The organism is Sabulicella glaciei, assembly GCF_026183895.1.
Lineage (GTDB): Bacteria > Pseudomonadota > Alphaproteobacteria > Acetobacterales > Acetobacteraceae > Roseococcus > Roseococcus glaciei.
Genome location: NZ_JAPFQI010000008.1, coordinates 1 through 19,404, shown reverse-complemented (window position 1 = coordinate 19,404; position 19,404 = coordinate 1). Strand labels below are relative to the sequence as shown.

16 protein-coding genes are annotated in these 19,404 nt (G+C 67.7%); 13 read left to right on the top strand and 3 right to left on the bottom strand.

What is annotated here, in order from left to right; all coding sequences use genetic code 11:
• Nucleotides 1–44 precede the first annotated feature (44 nt).
• The 9 genes from OF850_RS11610 (at nt 45) to OF850_RS11570 (ending at nt 8,771) form a co-directional block, all read left to right on the top strand.
• Nucleotides 45–1,520, top strand: a complete 1,476-nt coding sequence (locus OF850_RS11610; protein WP_301590273.1) for a 4-hydroxyphenylacetate 3-hydroxylase family protein — start codon at nt 45–47, stop codon at nt 1,518–1,520.
• A complete protein-coding gene (locus OF850_RS11605) occupies nt 1,520–1,933 on the top strand; it encodes a Rid family hydrolase (protein WP_301590272.1) in 414 nt (137 codons plus the stop codon). The genes OF850_RS11610 and OF850_RS11605 overlap by 1 nt, the downstream gene beginning before the upstream one ends.
• Before the next feature lie 62 nt (nt 1,934–1,995).
• The gene (locus OF850_RS11600; RefSeq protein WP_301590271.1) at nt 1,996–2,982 is read left to right on the top strand and encodes a Bug family tripartite tricarboxylate transporter substrate binding protein; all 987 of its coding nucleotides are present in this window, start codon (nt 1,996–1,998) and stop codon (nt 2,980–2,982) included.
• A gap of 86 nt (nt 2,983–3,068) precedes the next feature.
• On the top strand, nt 3,069–4,112 hold the full coding sequence (locus OF850_RS11595) for an ABC transporter substrate-binding protein (RefSeq protein ID WP_301590270.1): 1,044 nt from the start codon (nt 3,069–3,071) through the stop codon (nt 4,110–4,112).
• A 3-nt stretch (nt 4,113–4,115) separates the two neighbouring features.
• Entirely contained in the window at nt 4,116–4,985 is an 870-nt protein-coding gene (locus OF850_RS11590) for an ABC transporter permease (protein WP_301590269.1), read from the top strand.
• Nucleotides 4,982–5,779, top strand: a complete 798-nt coding sequence (locus OF850_RS11585) for an ABC transporter permease (protein WP_301590268.1) — start codon at nt 4,982–4,984, stop codon at nt 5,777–5,779. Before OF850_RS11590 ends, OF850_RS11585 begins: the two co-directional genes overlap by 4 nt.
• Complete coding sequence (locus OF850_RS11580) at nt 5,769–6,848, top strand: ABC transporter ATP-binding protein (RefSeq protein WP_301590267.1); 1,080 nt, start codon at nt 5,769–5,771, stop codon at nt 6,846–6,848. The genes OF850_RS11585 and OF850_RS11580 overlap by 11 nt, the downstream gene beginning before the upstream one ends.
• Entirely contained in the window at nt 6,845–7,498 is a 654-nt protein-coding gene (locus OF850_RS11575; protein ID WP_301590266.1) for a DUF1028 domain-containing protein, read from the top strand. The genes OF850_RS11580 and OF850_RS11575 overlap by 4 nt, the downstream gene beginning before the upstream one ends.
• Before the next feature lie 304 nt (nt 7,499–7,802).
• Entirely contained in the window at nt 7,803–8,771 is a 969-nt protein-coding gene (locus OF850_RS11570) for a Bug family tripartite tricarboxylate transporter substrate binding protein (RefSeq protein WP_301590265.1), read from the top strand.
• Between the two features lie 167 nt (nt 8,772–8,938).
• On the opposite strand, the gene OF850_RS11565 is transcribed toward OF850_RS11570, so the two are convergent.
• The 3 genes from OF850_RS11565 to OF850_RS11555 all read right to left on the bottom strand — a co-directional run bounded on the left by OF850_RS11565 (nt 8,939) and on the right by OF850_RS11555 (nt 13,965).
• Nucleotides 8,939–9,961 carry an amino acid ABC transporter substrate-binding protein gene (locus OF850_RS11565; protein ID WP_301590264.1) on the bottom strand — a complete coding sequence of 341 codons (1,023 nt, stop codon included), beginning with the start codon at nt 9,959–9,961 and terminating at the stop codon, nt 8,939–8,941.
• Nucleotides 9,962–10,267: 306 nt separating this feature from the next.
• Nucleotides 10,268–12,940 carry a bifunctional diguanylate cyclase/phosphodiesterase gene (locus OF850_RS11560; protein WP_301590263.1) on the bottom strand — a complete coding sequence of 891 codons (2,673 nt, stop codon included), beginning with the start codon at nt 12,938–12,940 and terminating at the stop codon, nt 10,268–10,270.
• Between the two features lie 8 nt (nt 12,941–12,948).
• Nucleotides 12,949–13,965, bottom strand: a complete 1,017-nt coding sequence (locus OF850_RS11555) for a TRAP transporter substrate-binding protein (protein ID WP_301590262.1) — start codon at nt 13,963–13,965, stop codon at nt 12,949–12,951.
• Between the two features lie 1,043 nt (nt 13,966–15,008).
• Here OF850_RS11555 and OF850_RS11550 point away from each other — a divergent pair.
• From OF850_RS11550 to OF850_RS11535, 4 genes are all read left to right on the top strand, one after another.
• Complete coding sequence (locus OF850_RS11550) at nt 15,009–16,487, top strand: SulP family inorganic anion transporter (protein WP_301590261.1); 1,479 nt, start codon at nt 15,009–15,011, stop codon at nt 16,485–16,487.
• Between the two features lie 17 nt (nt 16,488–16,504).
• Complete coding sequence (locus tag OF850_RS11545; RefSeq protein WP_301590260.1) at nt 16,505–17,359, top strand: universal stress protein; 855 nt, start codon at nt 16,505–16,507, stop codon at nt 17,357–17,359.
• A gap of 952 nt (nt 17,360–18,311) precedes the next feature.
• Nucleotides 18,312–18,464 carry a hypothetical protein gene (locus OF850_RS11540; RefSeq protein ID WP_301590259.1) on the top strand — a complete coding sequence of 51 codons (153 nt, stop codon included), beginning with the start codon at nt 18,312–18,314 and terminating at the stop codon, nt 18,462–18,464.
• A gap of 3 nt (nt 18,465–18,467) precedes the next feature.
• Nucleotides 18,468–19,404, top strand: a 937-nt coding sequence (locus OF850_RS11535; RefSeq protein WP_301590257.1) for a ferredoxin reductase family protein, incomplete at its 3' end; no start/stop codon positions are given.

The window sequence follows — 19,404 nt, the reverse complement described above, 5'->3', positions numbered from 1 at the left end:
GCCGCCTGACATCCTTCCGGGCGAAGCATGAACTGGAGGCCGCGATGATCCGCACCGGCGCGCAATACCTGGAAGGGCTGAAGGACGGCCGCGAGGTCTATATCGACGGCGAACGGGTGAAGGACGTCGCGTCCCACCCCGCCCTGGCGCCCATCGTGGCGGCCAAGGCCCGCATGTACGACCTGCACCACGAGGCCGAGGCCGCCCCAAAGCTCACCTACAGCGACGCGGACGGCATCCACAGCGTCTTCCAGCAGCCCCCCCGCACGCAGGAGGACTGGCACCGCAAATGGGCGGCGCTGGACCTGCTGCTGCAGGATCTCGGCGGCGTCGCCACCCGCATGGGCGACGAGACGATCGGCGAGATGTGGTCGCTGCAGGACGGGCGCGACATTCTGGCCGGGATCGACCCGCGCTTCGCCGACAACATCGACCGGCACATCCGCGACGTGATCGTGAAGGACCCCTTCCACGTCTCGGCCAACACCGACCCGAAGGGCGACCGCTCCCGCCCCATCGAGCAGCGCGACCCGGACATGATGATCCGCGTCACCAAGGAAACGGACAAGGGCGTCATCATCCGCGGCGCCAAGTTCGAGACCGCGGCGCCCTATGCCGACCAGGCCTATCTGAAGCCGACCGTCGGCGCCTGGACGGACGAGAAGGAAAGCATCCACGCCGTCGGCTGCATCGTCCGCATGGGCGCGCCCGGCGTGAAGCACATCTGCCGCGCCGGCTTCGCCCATGTGGGCGACCCGCGCGACAACCCCATCGCGTCCCGCTTCGACGAGGTGGAGGCGCTGGTCGTGTTCGACGACGTGCTGGTCCCATGGGAGGACGTGTTCTTCTACCGCCACACCCGCGCCGCGCAGCAGGTACGCGCCACGCTGCACCGCTACAGCGCCTTTCCCTACGTGCTGCGCCTGCTCTACGTCGCCGACGCCATGATCGGGGTGGCGATGTGGAACGCGCGGCAGACCGGTCTCGAGAAGCTCCAGGCCGTGCAGGAGAAGCTCGCCGACCTCGTCTGCTACCGCGAGGGAATCCGTGCGCATCTCGCCGCCTCCATCGCCCTGGCCGAGCCTTCGCCGGCCGGGCTGCTGATGCCGAACCAGTCCATCCTCTACGCCGGCCGCGTCATGGCCTGCTCGCAGCTCCCGGTGATGATGCACGCGGCGCGCGAGCTGATCGGAGGGCAGATCTGCGTCACCCCCGACGCCGCGCAGTTCGACGGCGAGGCCGGGCAGTGGCTGCGGAAGTTTTACACGCTGAACGATCAGTGGGACGCGGATGACCGGCGCAAGCTGCTGGCCTATGCGCGCGACCTCCTGAACAGCGGCTATGCAGGGCACCGCCTCGCCTTTGTGCAGTTCGCGCAGGCACCGCACTTCAATCACCTCGCGGCAGTCTACAAGAGCTTCGATTTCTCTGGTCCACTGGACTTCGTGAAGCGCGCCGCCAGCCTCTCCGACAAGGTCGATGGCGCGTCCGTGAAACCCGTCGGGAAGGCCGCCGCCTGATGCACGTCCAGCGTTTCCGCAAGTTCAACACCAAGGACGCCTATCCAGAGCAGACGCTCGACAACGACGTGTGCATGGCAGTCCGCGCGGGAAACACCGTCTATCTGCGCGGCCAGACCGCCATGGATTTCGACGGCACCATCGTCGGAATCGGCGACCCGGCGGCGCAGACGGAGAACGCCATGCGCTGCGCCAAGGTGCTGCTGGAAGAGGCAGGCGCCACGCTGCAGGACGTGGTGAGCATCCGCATCTACATCACCGACCGCGCCTATCGCGAACCGGTGTATCGTGTGGTCGGGCGGTGGCTGAAGGGGGTGTTTCCCGTCTCCACCGGCCTGATCGTCCAGGGCCTCGCGAAGCCCGAATACCTGATGGAGATCGACATCGTGGCGGAGATCACGCCCGCGGCATGAGGATTGCTTTGCCGTGCAGGGGGCTCACGGCAAAGATGGACCGAGGCAGGCGAGGACGGGAGATGAAGATGGGAATGGCGGGGTCGAGGCGTGGCCTCTTGGCGGCTTCCGCAGCGGCGTTCGCCCTGCCGGTGCGCGCGCAGCCCGGTTGGCCGACGCGCCCGGTGCGCCTCGTGGTCGCCTTCGCGGCGGGCGGGCCGGCCGACCTCGTCGCGCGCATCGTCGCCGCGCGGCTCGAGCCGGCGCTCGGACAGCCCGTCGTCGTGGAGAACCGCGCGGGGGCAGGCGGGCAGATCGGTACCGAATACGTGGCCCGCGCCCAGCCGGACGGGCAAACGCTGCTCTTCACCTCCTCCGCCGCACATGGCGTCGGCCCGGCGCTCAATCCCAATCAGCCTTATGACGCGGTGCGCGACTTCACGCATGTGGGTCTCGTTGCCAGCGGGCCGGTGGCGTTGCTGGTGGCGGCAAATGCGCCGTTCCGCACCCTGGCCGATTTCGTCGCGGCCGGGCGCGCCACGGGGCGGCCGGTTCCTTTCGGCTCCGGCGGCAATGGCAGCCTGGGCCACCTGACGGGGGAGCTCGCGGCCCGGTCGCTGGGCCTGCCGATGCAGCACGTGCCCTATCGCGGCTCCGCCCCGGCGCAAGCCGATCTTCTCGCCGGGACCATCGCCGCCGTGTCGGACAACCTTTCCGCCCATGCGGAGCTCGTGCGCACGGGCAGCCTGCGCGCGCTGGCCGTCGCCTCGCGGGCGCGGCTGCCGAACTTCCCCGATGTGCCCACCTATGCCGAGCAGGGGCATCCGGACCTTGTCGCAGCGGCCTGGTTCGGCGTCTGCGGCCCGGCCGGATTGCCGGCGCCGGTGGTGGAGCGCCTGAACGGGGCGCTGCGCACCATCTTGTCTGAATCCGCGATGCGCGAGCGCCTGCTGGGCCTCGGCCTCCAGGCCGAGGGCGGGTCCAGCGCCGCCGAATACGCTTCCTTCGTGGCCGGCGAGGTCGCGCGCTGGCGCGAGGTGGTGCGCGTGGCGGGCGTGACCGCCGGCTAGGATCCGGGTTGCTTCGCCGCCCGCTGAGGGGGAAGGGCGGCGGGGCCAAGCATAATCCCCCGCAGGGTTGCCAACGGAGGCGTGAGATGAGCCATGTGAACACCACTCGCCGCGGAATGATGGCCTTCGGGGCCGCCGCGCTTGCCGCGCCCGCCCTGGCGCAGTCGCGGCAGCCGCTGCGGATCAGCGTCTGGGGCGGTTCGTGGCGCGACCTGGTGAGCGAGCAGATCGGCCGCCGCTTCACCCAGGCCACCGGCATCCCCGTCGAGTACCAGACCGGCGGCACCATCGACCGCCTGAACCGCGCCCGCCTCACCCGATCCGCGCCCGAGAGCGACATCACCTTCACGACGAGCCATATCGGCTGGCTCTACGCGAATGACGACCTGTACGAGCGCTTCGACGCCGCCAAGGTGCCGAACGCGTCGCGGCTCGTGGAGCAGGCGCGCATCTCGCCCTTCCATGTCGGCACCTGGGCCTACGTCTACACCATCGGCTGGCGTCCCGACCTGCTGCCCAACATGAACTTCGAAAGCTGGGAGGACCTCTGGAAGCCCGAGCTGCGGAACCGCCTCGCCGCGCCCGACTTCGACCCGTCGCACCTCATCGCGGTCGCCGCGAAGCTCGAAGGCGCGGATGCAGCGAATTGGGAGCGCGGCCAGGATCGGCTCCGTGCGCTGCGCCCCAATTTCCGGGCCTTCTACACCAACGACGCCAACAGCCAGCAGCTGATCGCCAGCGGCGACACGCCCGTGCAGGTCATCCTTTCCATGAACGCGCACCACATCGCGGGGCAGGGGGTCAATCTGCGCCTCGCCATCCCACGCGAAGGCGCGGTGCTGGGCGTGGACACGGCGGCCGTGATGAAGGGCAGCCGGAATCAGGAAGCGGCGTGGCGCTTCATCGACATGGCGCTCGACCCCGCGGTGCAGGCCGGCATCGCTGCCGACAAGAAGGGCAGCCCCACCGTCACCGGCGTGCAGCTGCCGCAGAATGTCGCCAGCCTGCCCGGCGTCTTCACCACGCCCGAGCAGTGGAGCAGCCAGGCCCTGATCATCGACCACCGCCTGCGCGCCGAGAAGACCAATGAGTGGCGACGCTGGTTCCAGGAGAACATCATCGCCCGCTGACGCATGGCTGGCGAGAAATCCACCGCGCTGGGCCAAGGCGCGCCGGGCCTCCTCCGAGGCTTGGCGCTGCCTGCCTGGCTGTGCGGCCTGGCCTTCGCGGCGGCGCTGCTGGCGGTCTTCCAGTACGCACTCCGCGCCCACGTCCCCGGGGAACTGGAGCCGGGCGGCTTCACCTTGCAGAATTTCGTGGCTCAGGCGCATCCGCTTTACATCGGCGTGTTCTGGGACACGCTGCTGCTCTGCGCCGGGACGGCGATCCTGTCGCTGCTAGCGGGCTATCCCCTGGCCTGGGCAATCCTGCGCACGCGGTCACGCCTCGCGCGGTCCATGATCCTCGCGATCGTCATCACGCCGCTCTTCCTTGGCGAGATCGTGCGGACCTATGGCTGGATCGTGGTGCTGGGCAATAGCGGCTTCCTGAACGCGGCCCTGGCGTGGCTCGGCCTGGGGCGGGCGGAGATGCTCTTCACCACGGGCGGAGTGCTGGCGGCGTTGGTGCACGTGACGCTGCCCATCGTCGTCATCATGCTGGCCGCCGGCCTCGCCCATATCGAGCCGGAGCTGGAGCGCGCGGCGCAGTCGCTCGGCGCCACGCCGGCGCGGGGGTTCTTCACCGTCACCCTGCCGCTCAGCCTGCCAGGCATCCTTGCGGCGGGAACCACGGCCTTCGCCTGGACCTTCTCGGCCTTCGCCACACCGCAGCTGGTGGGCGGGGGAAAGGTGAACATGATCTCGAACCTCGTCTATCAGCTCGGCTTCGCCTCCTTCAACTTTCCCTTCGCCGCGGCGCTGGCGGTCTCGGGCCTCGCGCTCACCGCCGTCTCGCTGGCCGCGCTCTCGCTGGTGACGCGGCGGGTGGAGCAACGGCTGTGAGCTGGTGGTTGCGCCTCCTGGTCCTGTTGTTGCTCGCCTTCATCGCCATGCCGGCGCTCGTCGCCTGCATCGTCGCCTTCGATGCGCGTTCCATCCTGAACTTCCCGCCCCAGGCCTGGTCCATGCGCTGGTTCGAGCGGGCGATGACCTATCCGGATTTCCGAGACGGCGCCTGGAACAGCCTGCTCGTCATGATCTCGGCCTCCGTCATCGCGACGTTGCTGGGGGCAGGGGCGGCGCTGGCGCTCGAGAAGCTGGAGTTCCGCGGCAAGCGCACGCTGGAGGCGCTGGTGATGGCGCCGCTGGTGGTGCCGCATTTCGTGGTCGGGCTTGGCTTCCTGACCCTCTTCGCGCAATCCGGCCTGCCGCGCGGTCTGCCGCTGCTGGTGCTGTGCCATGTCGTACTCGTGCTGCCCTTCGTGGTGCGCTCGGTCTGGATCTCGCTGAAGTCGCTGGACGGGCGGCTGGAGGACGCGGCGCTGTCGCTCGGGGCGCCGCCGAGCCGCGTGCTGCGGCAGGTGACACTTCCGCTGCTGCTGCCGGGTCTTGCGGGAGGCTGGCTTTTCGCCGCCATCCTGTCCTTCACCGAGTTCTCGGCGAGCCTCTTCGTCTCGACGCAGCGCACGCAGACATTGCCCGTGGCCATGTACAACTACGTGCGTGAATATGCCGACCCTTCCATCGCGGCGCTTTCCGCCATCTGGATCGTGACGACCATGCTGCTCATCCTCGCCGCCGACCGATGGCTCGGCCTTTCACGCGTCCTAGGGACGGAGGTGCCGGGTGGCCGTTGAGGCACTGCGCCTGGATGGCGTGACGCGCCGCTTCGGCGCGGTGACGGCGCTGCATGGCGCGTCGCTGGTGGTCGCGCCCGGCGAGTTCGTCACGCTGCTCGGCCCCTCGGGTTGCGGCAAGACGACGCTGCTGAACCTCGTTGCCGGGTTCCAGACCCCGGATGAGGGCGAGATTTTCCTGGGCGGCGAGAGCGTGACGCGCGTGCCGGTGTGGAAGCGCGACATCGGCATGGTGTTCCAGTCCTATGCGCTCTTTCCGCACATGAACGTGGCGGAGAACGTGGCCTATGGGCTGCGCGCCCGCGGCATGCCGAAGGTCGAGGCGATGGGCCGCGTGGCCGAGGCGCTGCGCATGGTCCGCCTCTCGGGGCTGGAGGACCGCCGCCCGCGCCAGCTTTCGGGCGGGCAGCAGCAGCGCGCGGCGCTGGCCCGGGCACTGGTGATCCGGCCGCGCATCCTCCTGCTCGACGAGCCCTTCTCGGCCCTGGACCGCGCGCTACGCGGCGGTTTGCAGGTGGAGGTGCGGGAGATCCAGCGTGCGGCGGGCGTCGCCACGCTCTTCGTGACGCATGACCAGCACGAGGCGCTGGCGATGAGCGACCGCATCGCGGTGATGAGCGGCGGTCGCATCCACCAAGTCGGCACGCCGGAGGAGGTCTATGCCCGCCCGGCGGACCGCTTCGTGGCCGGCTTCGTGGGCGATGCCACGGTGCTGCGCGGCCGGCTGCGTGGCCTGATGGGTGGGACGGCCGGGATCGAGGTGGGGCAGGCGGTGCTGGAAGCCGATGCCGCGCCGCTGCGAGGCCTGTCGCAAGGCGCGCCGGTGGATGCCTTCCTGCGGCCCGAGACCCTGTCCCCCGGCGGTCCCGCGCTGCTCTCCGGCGAGGTGCGCTCCGTCGTGTTCCAGGGCGGGCACGTGGACGTGCACCTGGCCTGCGCCGAAGCCGCCGGGGGCCGCGCCGTGGCGCGCCTTGCCCCCATGCTCGCCTCCGGCCTGGCCGCGGGGAGCGTGCTCGAACTGGCGGGGCCCTCCCGCTGCGCCGCCTTTCCCGCCGAGGAACCTGCATGACCTATTCGCTGATCGGCCGCTGCGCCCGCACGGGCGCCTTCGGGGCCGTCGTCACCTCCTCCTCCGTCGCCACGGCGGCGCGCTGCATCCGAACCGGGCCGATGGGCGCGGTGGCGACGCAGAACTTCTCGGACCCCGCCCTGGCGCCTCTGGGCCTCACCTTGCTGCGGCAGGGGCTGGGCGCGCAGGCGGTGCTGCGCCTCCTGCTCGAAAGCACCACGGCGCCGGAGCACCGGCAGGTGGCTGTCGTGGACCGGCACGGTCGCTGCGCCTTTCACATGGGCGAAAGCGGGATGCCCAAGACCGGCCAGGCGAGCGGAAAGGACTGCATCGCCATGGGCAACCTCCTCGCCGAGGAGGAGGTGCCCGCGGCCATGGTGTCAGCCTTCGCCGCCTCGCCGGAGGAACCGCTGGCGGAGCGCCTCGTTCGCGCGCTGGAGGCGGGGTTGGAGGCCGGCGGCGAGTTCGACGACGAGCACGGGGCAGGCCTCCTCGTCCACGAGGTGCATGATTGGCCGGTGGTGGATCTGCGCGTCGACTGGGATGACGCGCCGGTGGCGGCGCTGCGGAGCCTGTGGGAGCGCTACCGGACGCAGCAGGCTGCCTATGTTTCGCGCTTCCTCGATCCGCGCGAGGCGCCCGCCTTCTGAAGCGCGTTAAAGAGGGAAGCGCGCAAGCAGCTTCGTCGCGCGAACCCCTGCGGTGCATGGGACGTCGCTTGCGGTCGCACCGTCGCACGGCCAGTCCCGAACCGGGGCCAGACTGTCACTGGTTCAGCGACCCTTTATCCCGGCAATCCTCTGCACTGAACGCCCTGGTTGGTTGAAGCGACCTCCTGCCGATAGGCTTCTCCCAGCTCTCCTCGCGCGGGAGCGCGACGGGGCTTGTGCTTCGAGGAGCGTGAGGTCGAATGTCTTCGACCGATCGTGGCGCAGAGAATGGGAGAAAAAGGCCATGAACCGACGTGCCGTTGTCGTGACTGCACTTGGCCTTGCCGCTGTGCGCGGTGCCGCTGCCCAGGAGCCCTGGCCGAGCCGCCCCATCCGATTGATCGTTCCTTACCCGCCCGGCGGCGGGACGGACGTGATCTCGCGCGAGATGGCGTCGCGCCTGGCCGCGCTCACCGGCTGGACCATCGTTGCGGAGAACCGGCCGGGCGCTGGCGGCAATGTCGGCATCGACGCGGTGGCCAAGGCGACGGATGGCCATACCATCGGCATGGGTCAGACTTCCAACTTGGCGATCAACCCGACGCTCTATGGCGCCAACATTCCCTACCAGCCGCTGCGGGACCTCGCGCTCGTCTCCCTCGTTGCGTCGCAGCCGAATGTCTTCGTGGTGGCGCGGAACTCGCCCTATCGCAGCCTCGCGGACGTGACGGCAGCGGCCCGTGCCCGTCCGGGCCGGCTGACCGCGGGCCATCCCGGCAACGGCACGGTGGGGCACCTGAGCACCGAGATGATTGCCCTGGCCGCGCGGGTCGAGCTGACCGTCGTGCCCTATCGCGGTGCCGCACAGCTGGTCACGGACCTGCTGGCGGGCCGGCTGGATCTGTATTCCGCCAATCCCCTGGCGGTGAAGGGCTTGCTTGATTCGGGGGAACTGCGTCCGATCGCCGTCACCTCCGCTCAGCGGATGCGCATCCTTCCCGACGTGCCGACCGTCGCGGAGGCTGGCTTTCCCGGCTTCGATGCGGTGAACTGGACGGGCATCGTCGCACCCATCGGCACGCCGCCGAGCGTGCTGGCGCAAATGAACGAGGCGGTGGTGCGTGCCCTTCGGCAGGATGAGCTGGTGGCGCGGCTGGCCGGGGAGGGCAGCGAGCCTACGCCATCCACGCCTGAGCAGTTCCGCAGCTTCCTTGCTGCCGAGATCGAGAAATGGGGGCGCGTGGTGCAGGAGGCCCGCGTTCGGGCGGACTGACCGCGCGCCGGTCTCACAGCGTGGCCCGCTGGCCGACGAAGGTCACGCCGCCCGGACCAGCGGGCCGCCATAGGATCAGGTCGTCGGCTTCCTTTGCCAAGCTCGGCAGATCACGAAGGAACCGATGCCATCGAGAACTGCACCGGCTCCCTCACCTCCCGCCTCGTTCAGCGCAGCGGCCAAGCGTAGATCAGCCCGCCGCGGGTCCAAAGGTCGTTGATGCCGCGGGGCAGGCCGATGGGCGTGTTCGGGCCGATGGTCCGCTCGTAAAGTTCGCCGTAATTCCCGACGGCCCGGATCGCGTCGAAAAGCCAGCTGGGCTGCAGCTTCACGGCCTGGCCGAGATCGGGCACCGCGCCGAGCAGGCGGCGGATGGCGGGATTGGGGCTGGAGGCGCGCAGCTGCTCGGCGTTCTGGCTGGTGACGCCCAGCTCTTCCGCCTCGATGAGGCCAAAGAGCACCCAGCGGATCACGTCGAACCACTCCTGATCGTCACGGCGCACCACCGGGCCGTAGGGCTCCTTCGAGAAGCGCTGGTCGAGGATCACGAAGTCCTGGGGCCGCGTGAACTGGGAGCGCAGCGCGGCGAGCTGGGTTGCATCCGTGCCGATGGCGTCGCACCGTCCGGCCTGGAGCGCAGAGGCGTTATCCTGCATGCGCTCCTGCAACACGGGGCGGAAGGTGATGTTCTCGGCGCGGAAGGCGTCGGCCGTCACCAGCTCGTTCGTGGTGCCCGGCGAGAGGCAGATGGTCATGCCATCCATGTCGCGCAGGGACCGGATGTTCGCATCGCGGCGAACCATGAAGCCATGCCCGTCATAGAGGTTCACCCCCACCATGCGCATGCCCAGGTTGGTGTCCCGGACCATGGTCAGGGTGGTCTGGCGGATCAGCACGTCGATCTCGCCCGCCTGCAAGGCGGTGAAGCGCTGCACCGCCGTCAGGGGCACGAAGCGAACCTTGCCTGGGTCGCCAAGCACTGCGGCCGCCACGGCGCGGCACAGATCGGCATCCATGCCCCGCCAAGTGCCCTGGCTGTCGGGAAGGGAGAAGCCTGCCACGCCGACGTTGACGCCGCAGGCCAGGATGCCGCGTTGCCGCACGCCGTCGAGCGTCGGCCCCGCCGCGGCGGGTGTGGCCCAGGCCAGGCATGCTGCCAGGGTCGCCACAATGGCGCTACGAATGGTCATGTACTCAGCCTCCTTGATCGTCTGCCCGCGGTGAGGCCGCCATCGCGGCCCACCTGTTCCCAGCCCGCCTTCGTCCCTGCGCGCCTTCTTTGCCGGTGGTGCGAGACTTTCCAGCGCAGCACTATTCCAGCAGGGTCGCCTTCCCGTTCGTCAAGCGCCGTCGATCAAGAGACGCGGCGGGCGGCTTCCGGCGATCGGCCTCGCGGTTCGCCTGGGCAAAGCCCAGCCACCCCCGTTGCCCCTTTTATCCGACCTGGCCCAAAGCAGATAAGCAGTAACCCGGGGCATTCATGCTGGCTTCTGATCTCACCGAAGCACGGAGATCGACAAATGTGACACTTGGCTCTGACGCTGGTGCTGACGCAACCAGGCTGTTGCCATCTCAACGGACAAAGGCCGACTGATCAGGTAGCCCTGGACGACATCGCATCCTTCATTGGCGAGGATCTCGTACTGGTCGGCAGTTTCGACGCCCTCGGCGACTGTCTCGATGCCAAGACCGCGCGCAAGTGCGATCATCGAACGCGCGATCGCGGCTCCGCGACCGCCTTCCACCAATTCCGTCACAAACGAACGGTCAATCTTCAGCTGAGAAACCGGCAGTTTCGCCAAGTGGCAAAGCGACGCGTAGCCGGTACCAAAATCATCGAGCGCGATACCAATTCCCAGCTTGGCAATCGCGTGGAGTGCCGCGTTCACCACATCCGCCGAGCGATCGAGCAGGACCGTCTCCGTGATCTCCACCTCCAGTCGCTGGGTGGTCAGCCCGGCGCGCAGCAATTCGGTGGCCAATGTTGCGACGAGGTCGCCGTCCAGCAGCTGGGAGGTGGTGAAGTTCACGGCCATGCGGCCCGGCTCGAGCCCGGCATCAAGCATCGCCCGCTGGGCACAGAGTGCCTTCCGCAGAAGCGTCAATCCGAGCTGGAGCCCAATTCCCTGTTCCTCCGCCAAGGGAATGAACTCGGAAGGCGGAACCAGAACCCCATCCTCTCGCCAGCGCGCCAGGGCCTCGAAGCCGACCACCTGCCTGTCCGAAAGCCGCAGCTTGGGCTGCAGGACGATCTCGATGCTGTCCTCGGAGAGTGCGACCTTGAGCTGTTCGGCCAGGAGGCTCCGGCGCCGCAGCGCGTCCGCGCTGCCCTTGTCGAAGAAGGCCCACCGGTTGCGGCCCTGACGCTTGGCTTCATACAGCGCGAGGTCGGCTGCCTGCATGAGGCTCTCCGGATTTCCGGCATCCTCGGGAAAGCGCGCCGCGCCGATGGAAAGGGAAGGGCGGATCGTGCGGTCGCCAGCGTGAACGGGTTTCTCGATCACATCCTTCATGCAGCCAAGGAACTCCGCCAGCTGGGTAGGCTCGACGAGGTTCGGAATCAGCACCGCGTACTCATCGCCGCCGAGGCGCGCCAGGGTGTCGCCAGGTCGCGTCACGGAGCGCAGCCGCTCTGCGACCTGACAGAGGAGCTGGTCGCCTACGGGATGGCCATAGCTGTCATTGATAGCCTTGAAGTGGTCGAGGTCGAACAGAACGAGGCTGGCGCGCGCCCCCGCGGCGCCGGCCAGGGCCTGAAGGCTAGTGCGCAGGACGCCCCGGTTCGACAGCCCTGTCAGGGGATCCTCCTCGGCGCGACGGCGCGCCTTCGCCTCGGCAGCCTTCAGCGCTGATATGTCCGTGCGGATGCCGACCGTCCCACCGTCGGGAGTGCGGCGCTCGGTGACCAGCAGCCAGCGGCCGTCCGGAAGGAGCCGCTCCATCGGGGTGTGATTACCGCGATGCCAAGCCATCATCTCGGCAACGAAGCCGTCGATGTCGGCGCCGCATTGCGGGTACTGTCCAAGCAACGCGCCCTGGCGCATGATTTCTTCGAAGCGCGCACCCGGAACAAGGAAAGGCGCGCTGATCTGGTACATGTCGCGGTAGCGGCTGTTGCAGACGACCAATCGGTCATCCTTGTCAAACATCACGAAGCCGTCGGACATGCTTTCCAGGGCGTTCTCGAGCATTGCGCGCCCATGCTGCCGCTCACGCTCCGCGGCCGTGCGGGAGGCCATCCATTTCAGCAGGAGCAAGCCAGAGAAGACCACCAGGACCGAGAAAGCCGCCGCGCCCGCTGCCATGCTCCGCCGATCGCTGCGCCAGACGCGCAACGTCTTGTCGAGATCCAGCGAAGTTCCGATCAGGAGATGTGGATAAACAGACGGGCGCACAGCGGAAAGGAACTCCCCGCCACCGGAGGAAGTTCTCAGGGAAACGCCACTACCATGACGCGAGAGCTGCACGGCCAGGCGTTCGTCGCTGGGAGCCGAGGCGCCAATTCGTGACTCATCGTGGGGCAGGGCCGCGAGAATCCTGCCCTCCGCGCTTTCGACCCTGACCTCGGGCACCCCGCTTCCTGCGGATGCGGTCCGTCCACCCATCTCAAACAGCGAGGCGAGAGTGCCAACGGCGATCTCGGCAGCGGCGAGGCCCCTTCTGGCCGGCGAGAACTCGACCTCGCGGGCAATGTAGAGCGACCACTCCTGTGTGCTGGGGTTTCGGATCGGACCAGCGAACCGGAGCCCACCCATCTCGCCGCCGAACCAGTCGAAATCCACGGTTCTCCTGCGCGAGGTCGGCAAGGCGGTCGCGAATGGCCTCCCATCCGCATCCAGCAGCAGGAGGTCGCGGACGAAGAGGCTGCTTCCGTTGAGGTCACGCAGGATCTGCACGAGCGCGCGGTCGCCTGCGGATGCTCCGGCAACGTTGCGCACGAGGTTGGGCAGGTTCGCCAGCAGGTTATCCGTCTCGATCAGGCTCCGGTTCAAGGACACGGTGATGGCACCTGCCATCTGATCGAGCTGTGCGGTCGTGGCCGCCAAGACATCGGAGCGGGCGCGTTCCGTCGCGAACCAGACCAATCCCCAGATGGCGGCAAGGAGGATGAGGACGCCGGCCGTGACCGCGGCGTAAGCGTTCCGGAGAAGAAGGCGCAGGCGCTTCATCGTCATGCTCACCGTGTCACAATGGGCAGACCGGCGCTCGAGCCGATGGTGCCGTTCCAGATCTCGGCGCAATCCGCGCCGCAGCGGTCGATCCACCGCTCGAGAACCACCTCGCGCAACAGCTCGCGCCGCGCCGGGACATCCGCCGGCTGCTGCGGCACCAGGGTCAGCGTACCTTGGCGGCCCGGCCCGCAGCCTGCTCCGCCAGCGGCGCACGCCAGGCCAAGGGCCGTTTCCCGGTCTGCCGCTTCCCAGATCCGCCGTTCCAGATCCGCAAGGCCGGTACGGAGGATGTTGCGCAGATCCTCCGGCAGGGCCTGCAGGGCCCGCGTGTTGGCGGCGAACAGCGAAACCCCCCAGTTGATCGCCATGGAATGCACGTGCGTCGTTACCTCATGGAGGCCAATCTGCATGCCAGACAGCGTGCCAGTGATGGCACATTCCACTGCGGTGCTTCGCACGGCACGAACTACCTCCCCGAATGGAGTGACCACTGGCGTGCCGCCGAGCGCGGTGACCAGGTCGGCCTGGGCCGCAGCGGAAGTCCGGACGCGCCTCCCGCGCAGGTCGGACAAGGACGAAAAGGGCCGGGCGCACCAGAGCACTTGCGCCGGATAGGTGTAGATCGCGAGGAGTTCTGCATCGTAGCGCAGGCGCAACGCCTCGGTGAGAAAGGGACGAAATGCCGCGACGGTGCGGCGCAGTTCGGCCAAGGTCGGGTTCAGGAGCGGAAGGTCCAGCGCCTCGAACTCCGGCTCATTGGCGCCGATCACCGGAAGGATGGCAGTCCCAAAAGGGATCGCCCCGCTACGGATCATCGGCAGCATCTCCTGGCCACCGATGCCGGTGGCCGGAAACGGTATGATCTCCGGGAGCAACCGCCCGCCGGTGAGTTCGGGCACTATGCGACGCCAGAACGGTTCCTCGTGGTCCGTGTACTGGCTGACTGACGGCAGACCACCGATCACGCGCATCCGCAGGGAATCAGCCCCTGCAGGCCACGCAGCGAGGACGAACATCACCATGAAGCTCAGAAACGCCAGTCGATGACTCGGACGCATTGGCGCCTTTCGCGCTGGCTGCCTGCAAAGCCATTTCGAGCACTTCGCGAACAAAGAGATGTTCAAGGAGCAAACTTCCAATCGACGTATGTTCGGTCAGAAAGCGCTATGTCTGGGGTAAGGACATTTACTTATGACGATGCGAGTGAACGTAACATGAAAGACCGCTTGTTCCACTATAAGTTCCTGCAATAGAGCTAATTTCAACCTAGGGTGCAGAACGTTGAGAAGATAGGATGGGATCACCCCTTCGCGGCGTTTTGGCGCCTGCGTCCCGCTCCCTGCGGTTGCCTAGGAGAACGCTGCGGGTGTGGTGGGCCCGTGGGAAGGTACCGGTCGAAGCGGCTCGTGGTCCTTGGGAACGATGCAGGACGCATGGTCCATCAAGGCGGCTTCGAGCGCCACGCGCGTCCGGCACCTTCCTGGATCGCTGATGCAAGTTGATCGGTCCCGGCACATTTGGCACCGCGGCGCCGGACTTGGTGGTCTGAATCCGCATGGCAGGACGGGAGATCCGAGCGGTATGATCGGCTTTTCGCCTCACCGGCGGTCGGTTCGATGCAGGGGCCGGCTTTCTTTTCGCCTACTTGAGGCTTGGCCCGATCCGTACGCCACATGATGACAAAGGTGTCAGGCCGTTCGCGTGGCTGCGCTGCTGTGCGGCCTGCGGGCAGCCGGTGAACAAGTTCTGCCTTTTCGGCCAGGCTCCGTGTCACGCGCATGCGCTGTCCTGACTTCCATCGTCCACCCGCTGGTATAGCCGGTCGTCTCCAGATCTTCCGTCTTCAGGGATCGTTGCCACCGATCGATGCGCTTTCGACCGGGCGGTTTGTCCCAGGGCTCGCTATGGGCTTGCGTTGCGCGCCACGGATCGATGCGCTACCTGCCCCTTCGTGACCACGACGCCGCCCTGAAGCTCCGCTCTGTTTCGCTCTCCTGGCGCGCCTTGCGCGCGGGTTGAGTTCGCGCGCCGTCTTCGTTCCCCCGCTTCTTGAAAGTCCCTTTCCATGTTGGATCACCTGCGTGCCCAGTGGGCACCGGCAGGCGTGACGCGCGAGCTGCTTTCCGGCACCGTGGTCGCCCTCGCCCTCATTCCCGAGGCCACCGCGTTCTCCATCATCGCCGGCGTGGACCCGCAGGTCGGCCTCTACGCCTCCTTCTGCATCGCGGTGGTGATCGCCTTTGCGGGCGGACGGCCAGCCATGATCTCTGCGGCGACGGGCGCCATGGCACTGGTGATGGTGACGCTGGTGCGTGACCACGGCCTGCAATACCTGCTTGCTGCGACGATGCTGTGCGGGATCATTCAGATCGGCGCGGGGCTGCTCCGCCTCGACGTGCTGATGCGCTTCGTGTCCCGCTCGGTCATGACCGGCTTCGTCAACGCGCTGGCCATCCTGATCTTCATGGCGCAGCTGCCGGAACTGACCGGCGTGACGCCTGTCAGCTACCTCCTGGTCGCGGCCGGGCTCGTGATCATCTACCTGCTGCCGCGCCTTTCCACCGCCGTGCCGTCGCCCCTTGTGGCAATCGTGGTCCTGACGGCCCTCGCCTGGGCGCTGGGTCTCGATGTGCGCACTGTCGGCGACATGGGCCAGCTGCCCTCCAGCCTGCCGGTCTTCCTGCTTCCCGACATCCCACTGACCTTCGAGACGCTGCGGATCATTTTGCCCACGTCGCTCACCCTGGCTGTGGTGGGGCTGCTCGAGTCCTTCATGACCGCCTCCATCGTGGACGAGCTGACCGACACCCCCTCGGACAAGGGGCGCGAGGGCGTCGGGCAGGGCATCGCCAACATGGTGGCGGGCTGCTTCGGCGGAATGGCCGGCTGCGCGATGATCGGTCAGTCGGTGATCAACGTGAAATCGGCTGGGCGCGGGCGCCTTTCCACCTTCTGGGCCGGACTGTTCCTGCTGATCCTCATCCTCTTGCTGGCGGATTTCGTGCGGGTGATTCCCATGCCGGCCCTGGTCGCGGTGATGATCATGGTCAGCATCGGCACCTTCTCCTGGAAGTCGCTCAGGGACCTCCGGGTGCACCCGCCGGAATCCTCCATCGTCATGATCGCCACTGTGGCGGTGACGGTATGGACGCACGACCTCGCCCAGGGTGTGGGCGTCGGCGTGCTGCTCTCGGGTCTGTTCTTTGCGCGCAAGGTGTCGCGCTTCTTCACCGTTTCCTCCGAGCTTTCGACAGATGGCAGGATGCGCATCTACCGCGTCGCCGGCCAGGTCTTCTTTGCCACGTCAGAGAGCTTCATCGACAGCTTCGACCTGCGCGAGGCGGTGGGCCGGGTGGTGATCGACGTCTCCGATGCGCAGATCTGGGATCTCACTGCCGTGGCGGCGCTGGATCGTGTGGTGCTGAAGTTCCGCCGGGAAGGGACGGAGGTGGAGATCCTTGGCATGAACCAGTCCTCCACCCGGATCGTTGACCGGCTGGGCACCTTCGATAAGCCGGGTGCCTCCGCCTCGGCCCTGCACTGACCGGGAGGACATGCACCATGACGACCATCCTCGCCTGCATCGATGCCTCGATCTACAACGAGAGTGTCCTGGACCATGCGGCCTGGGCCTCTGACCGTTTGGGCGGGGCGGCCGTCCACGTGCTGCACGTGCTGAGCCGCCAGCCCAATGAAGCGTCGGCCGACCATTCCGGCGCCCTCGGCGTGGATGCCGCCGATGCGCTGTTGCGTGAACTCGCCGCCTTGGATGAGCAGCGCGGTCGCCTCGCGCTCCAGCGGGGCCGCGCCATGCTCGACGCGGCCGAGGCGCGGCTGCGCGCGGCCGGCGTGGCTCATTCTTCCACGGCCCAGCGCCACGGTTCCCTGGTGGACACGATTATTGAGCATGAGGCGGGGGCCGATCTGGTGGTGATCGGCAAGCGGGGAGCCCGCGCGGATTTCGCCACGGGCCACCTCGGCGCCAACCTGGAACGCGTGCTGCGCGCGAGCCCCAGGCCGGTGCTGGTGGCCTCGCGTGCCTTCCGCTCCATCCGTCGCTTCGCCATTGCCTATGATGGTGGGCCGACCGCACTCAAGGTGGTGGAATTCGTCGCGAAGCACCCTGCACTGGATGGATTGGAGTGCCACCTCATCACCGTTGCCCCGGCGGGCGGCGCGGGCGAGACGCTTCTGGCGACGCCGGCCGCCGTCCTGGCGCGCGCTGGCAAGCCCGCGACCGTGACTGTGCTGCGCGGCGAGGTGGACGCGGCCATCGCCGCCCACGTTTCCGCCGCGGAAATGGACCTGCTCGTCATGGGCGCCTACGGGCACGGACGGCTGCGCGCCATGATGCTCGGGTCCACCACCACGGCGCTGCTGCGCGCTTGCCGCATTCCCGTGCTGGTGGCGCGCTGAAGGGTTGTCGCGGTCCCGCCGCCCCACGGGAGGGCACTAGCGGCCGAGGCCCAGATGGGACAGCGCCGCGGCCAGTGCGAAGGGACCGAAGGGAGGAGAGGGCCGTCAGTCCGGCCGGTTGGAGGTGCCACCGCCGCCATCCGCTGGGGCTCTTGAAGAAGTTCGTGGACGCGAGCGCTGGCTGACGAATGCTAGGTGCTGCGGCCGAACCGTTCAGGCGCCTCATGCGGTCCGAATTCGGCCAATCGTTCTGACCGATCCGAAAAGCAAGCGAATAGGCGCATCAGGCAGCGGTCGGCAGATGCCAATAGTTGGAACATCGGCCCTTTCTTGGATGTGAAGAGGTTGATGCCGCCCCCGGCGCGTCGGTTGCACAAGACCTTGCCCGTATGCATGGAGGGCAAGACAGCGCATCTTGCACCTTTTGGCGAACCTGGACGAGCACGCGGATGGGCCTGCTTTTTGCCAGGTCGAGCTGCGGACACATGTCTGGGCGCTTCACAGGACGAGGTGCGCTTGATCGACGGCATCGCCCACTGGACGGTTCGAAGACTCGCTCCAGTTGGAGCCACTGCCCGTCATCAAATATCGGGATGGCCGCACATCCTGGGAGCCTCGCTCGGAGGTTAGGTCCGCACGGTCAGGCTGAAGATCGAGTGGCTGCCTCGGCGTCCAAGCCTCGCCCCAATGATCGAGAGGACGCTCCCGCAATGGAGACGCTGCCGGTCGGGCGCGTGACGCGAGCCGACCGGCATCGATCTTCCTGTCGGTCTCGCTCGCAGCAGTGGACAGCGCCGGGTCATGACGCTTGCGGAGGGCTGCAAGACCCGACCGATCCCACGGCCGAGCGGCAATCCGCATTGACTGGAAAGAAATGAACAACCGTTCATCTTCACTCAAGTTTTCCCCTAGCCAGGATCGGAATGGACCGATCCGCCTTGCAGGAGTCCCTATGCTGACCAGGACCGGGTTCGAGATGGGGCTGGACCGTCCGCAGCCGATGTCGATGGTGGTACAGTTTGCACGGCGGCTCGGATTGCAGGCCGCCGGCGGTGCGACGGCGCTTCGCGGCAAGGGCCACACCACAAGCGGTGCGGAAGCCTAGGCAATGCACGCCGCGCGATGGATTGCTCTCTACCTGGTGCTGGTGGCTGCGCCCTTTGCGGCGCTGCTGTGGGGCGAATTGCCTCCAAGCCGGGGTTTCTGGTTCGACTTGTCGGTTGCGCTCGGCTTTGCGGGCATGGCGATGATGGCCATGCAGTTCGCGCTCACCGCGCGCTTCCGGCGTCTCAGCGCTCCCTTCGGCATCGACGTGATTTACCTGTTTCACCGCTATCTCGCCTGGATCGCGCTGGTCCTGGTGGCGGCGCATTTCGCGATCCTCTGGCTGTTCGAAACCGAGGCGCTCGGCCCAACCATCGACCCGCGCGTGGCGCCGTGGGAGCTGACGGCCGGGCGCGCGGCGCTGCTGCTGTTCGCCCTGGCCGTCGTGACATCGGAATGGCGCCAGCTGCTCCGCCTTGAGTACGGACTGTGGCGCTACGCCCATGTCGCGCTGGCGACACTGGGCTTCGCGGCCGCGGTCGCGCACATCATCGGCGTGGGCCACTTCACCGCCGCACCGGGCAAGCGCGCCCTGTGGCTGTCCGTGACGCTCGCCTGGGCGCTGCTGGTCATCTGGGTGCGGGTGGTGAGGCCATGGCGCCAGCGCCGCCAGCCCTGGCGCGTGGTGGAGGTGAGGCCCGAGCGCAACGACACCGTGACTCTTGCGCTGGAACCCGAGGGGCATGAGGGGCTTCGGCGCTTCATGCCGGGCCAGTTTGCCTGGTTGACGCTGCGTGGTTCGCCCTTTGGCCTGCGCGAGCATCCCTATACCATCGCCTCGGCGCCCGAGGCGCTTCCGCGCGTGGAGTTGGGCATCAAGGCGCTGGGCGACTTCAGCGCGGAGGTCGCACGGATCCGCCCGGGCGAGCGGGCCTGGCTGGACGCGCCCTACGGCGTCTTCTCGATCGACCGCCATCGGGAGGCGCCCGGCTTCGTGGGCA

What these genes read in the sequence shown, in the direction of transcription:
- OF850_RS11605 (WP_301590272.1), top strand. Translation starts at nt 1,520, where the DNA reads ATGCACGTCCAGCGTTTCCGCAAGTTCAACACCAAGGACGCCTATCCA.
- OF850_RS11550 (WP_301590261.1), top strand. Translation starts at nt 15,009, where the DNA reads ATGTTGGATCACCTGCGTGCCCAGTGGGCACCGGCAGGCGTGACGCGC.
- OF850_RS11560 (WP_301590263.1), bottom strand. Translation starts at nt 12,940, where the DNA reads ATGAAGCGCCTGCGCCTTCTTCTCCGGAACGCTTACGCCGCGGTCACG.
- OF850_RS11610 (WP_301590273.1), top strand. Translation starts at nt 45, where the DNA reads ATGATCCGCACCGGCGCGCAATACCTGGAAGGGCTGAAGGACGGCCGC.
- OF850_RS11545 (WP_301590260.1), top strand. Translation starts at nt 16,505, where the DNA reads ATGACGACCATCCTCGCCTGCATCGATGCCTCGATCTACAACGAGAGT.
- OF850_RS11570 (WP_301590265.1), top strand. Translation starts at nt 7,803, where the DNA reads ATGAACCGACGTGCCGTTGTCGTGACTGCACTTGGCCTTGCCGCTGTG.
- OF850_RS11590 (WP_301590269.1), top strand. Translation starts at nt 4,116, where the DNA reads ATGGCTGGCGAGAAATCCACCGCGCTGGGCCAAGGCGCGCCGGGCCTC.
- OF850_RS11595 (WP_301590270.1), top strand. Translation starts at nt 3,069, where the DNA reads ATGAGCCATGTGAACACCACTCGCCGCGGAATGATGGCCTTCGGGGCC.
- OF850_RS11575 (WP_301590266.1), top strand. Translation starts at nt 6,845, where the DNA reads ATGACCTATTCGCTGATCGGCCGCTGCGCCCGCACGGGCGCCTTCGGG.
- OF850_RS11565 (WP_301590264.1), bottom strand. Translation starts at nt 9,961, where the DNA reads ATGACCATTCGTAGCGCCATTGTGGCGACCCTGGCAGCATGCCTGGCC.
- OF850_RS11600 (WP_301590271.1), top strand. Translation starts at nt 1,996, where the DNA reads ATGAAGATGGGAATGGCGGGGTCGAGGCGTGGCCTCTTGGCGGCTTCC.
- OF850_RS11555 (WP_301590262.1), bottom strand. Translation starts at nt 13,965, where the DNA reads ATGGTGATGTTCGTCCTCGCTGCGTGGCCTGCAGGGGCTGATTCCCTG.
- OF850_RS11540 (WP_301590259.1), top strand. Translation starts at nt 18,312, where the DNA reads ATGCTGACCAGGACCGGGTTCGAGATGGGGCTGGACCGTCCGCAGCCG.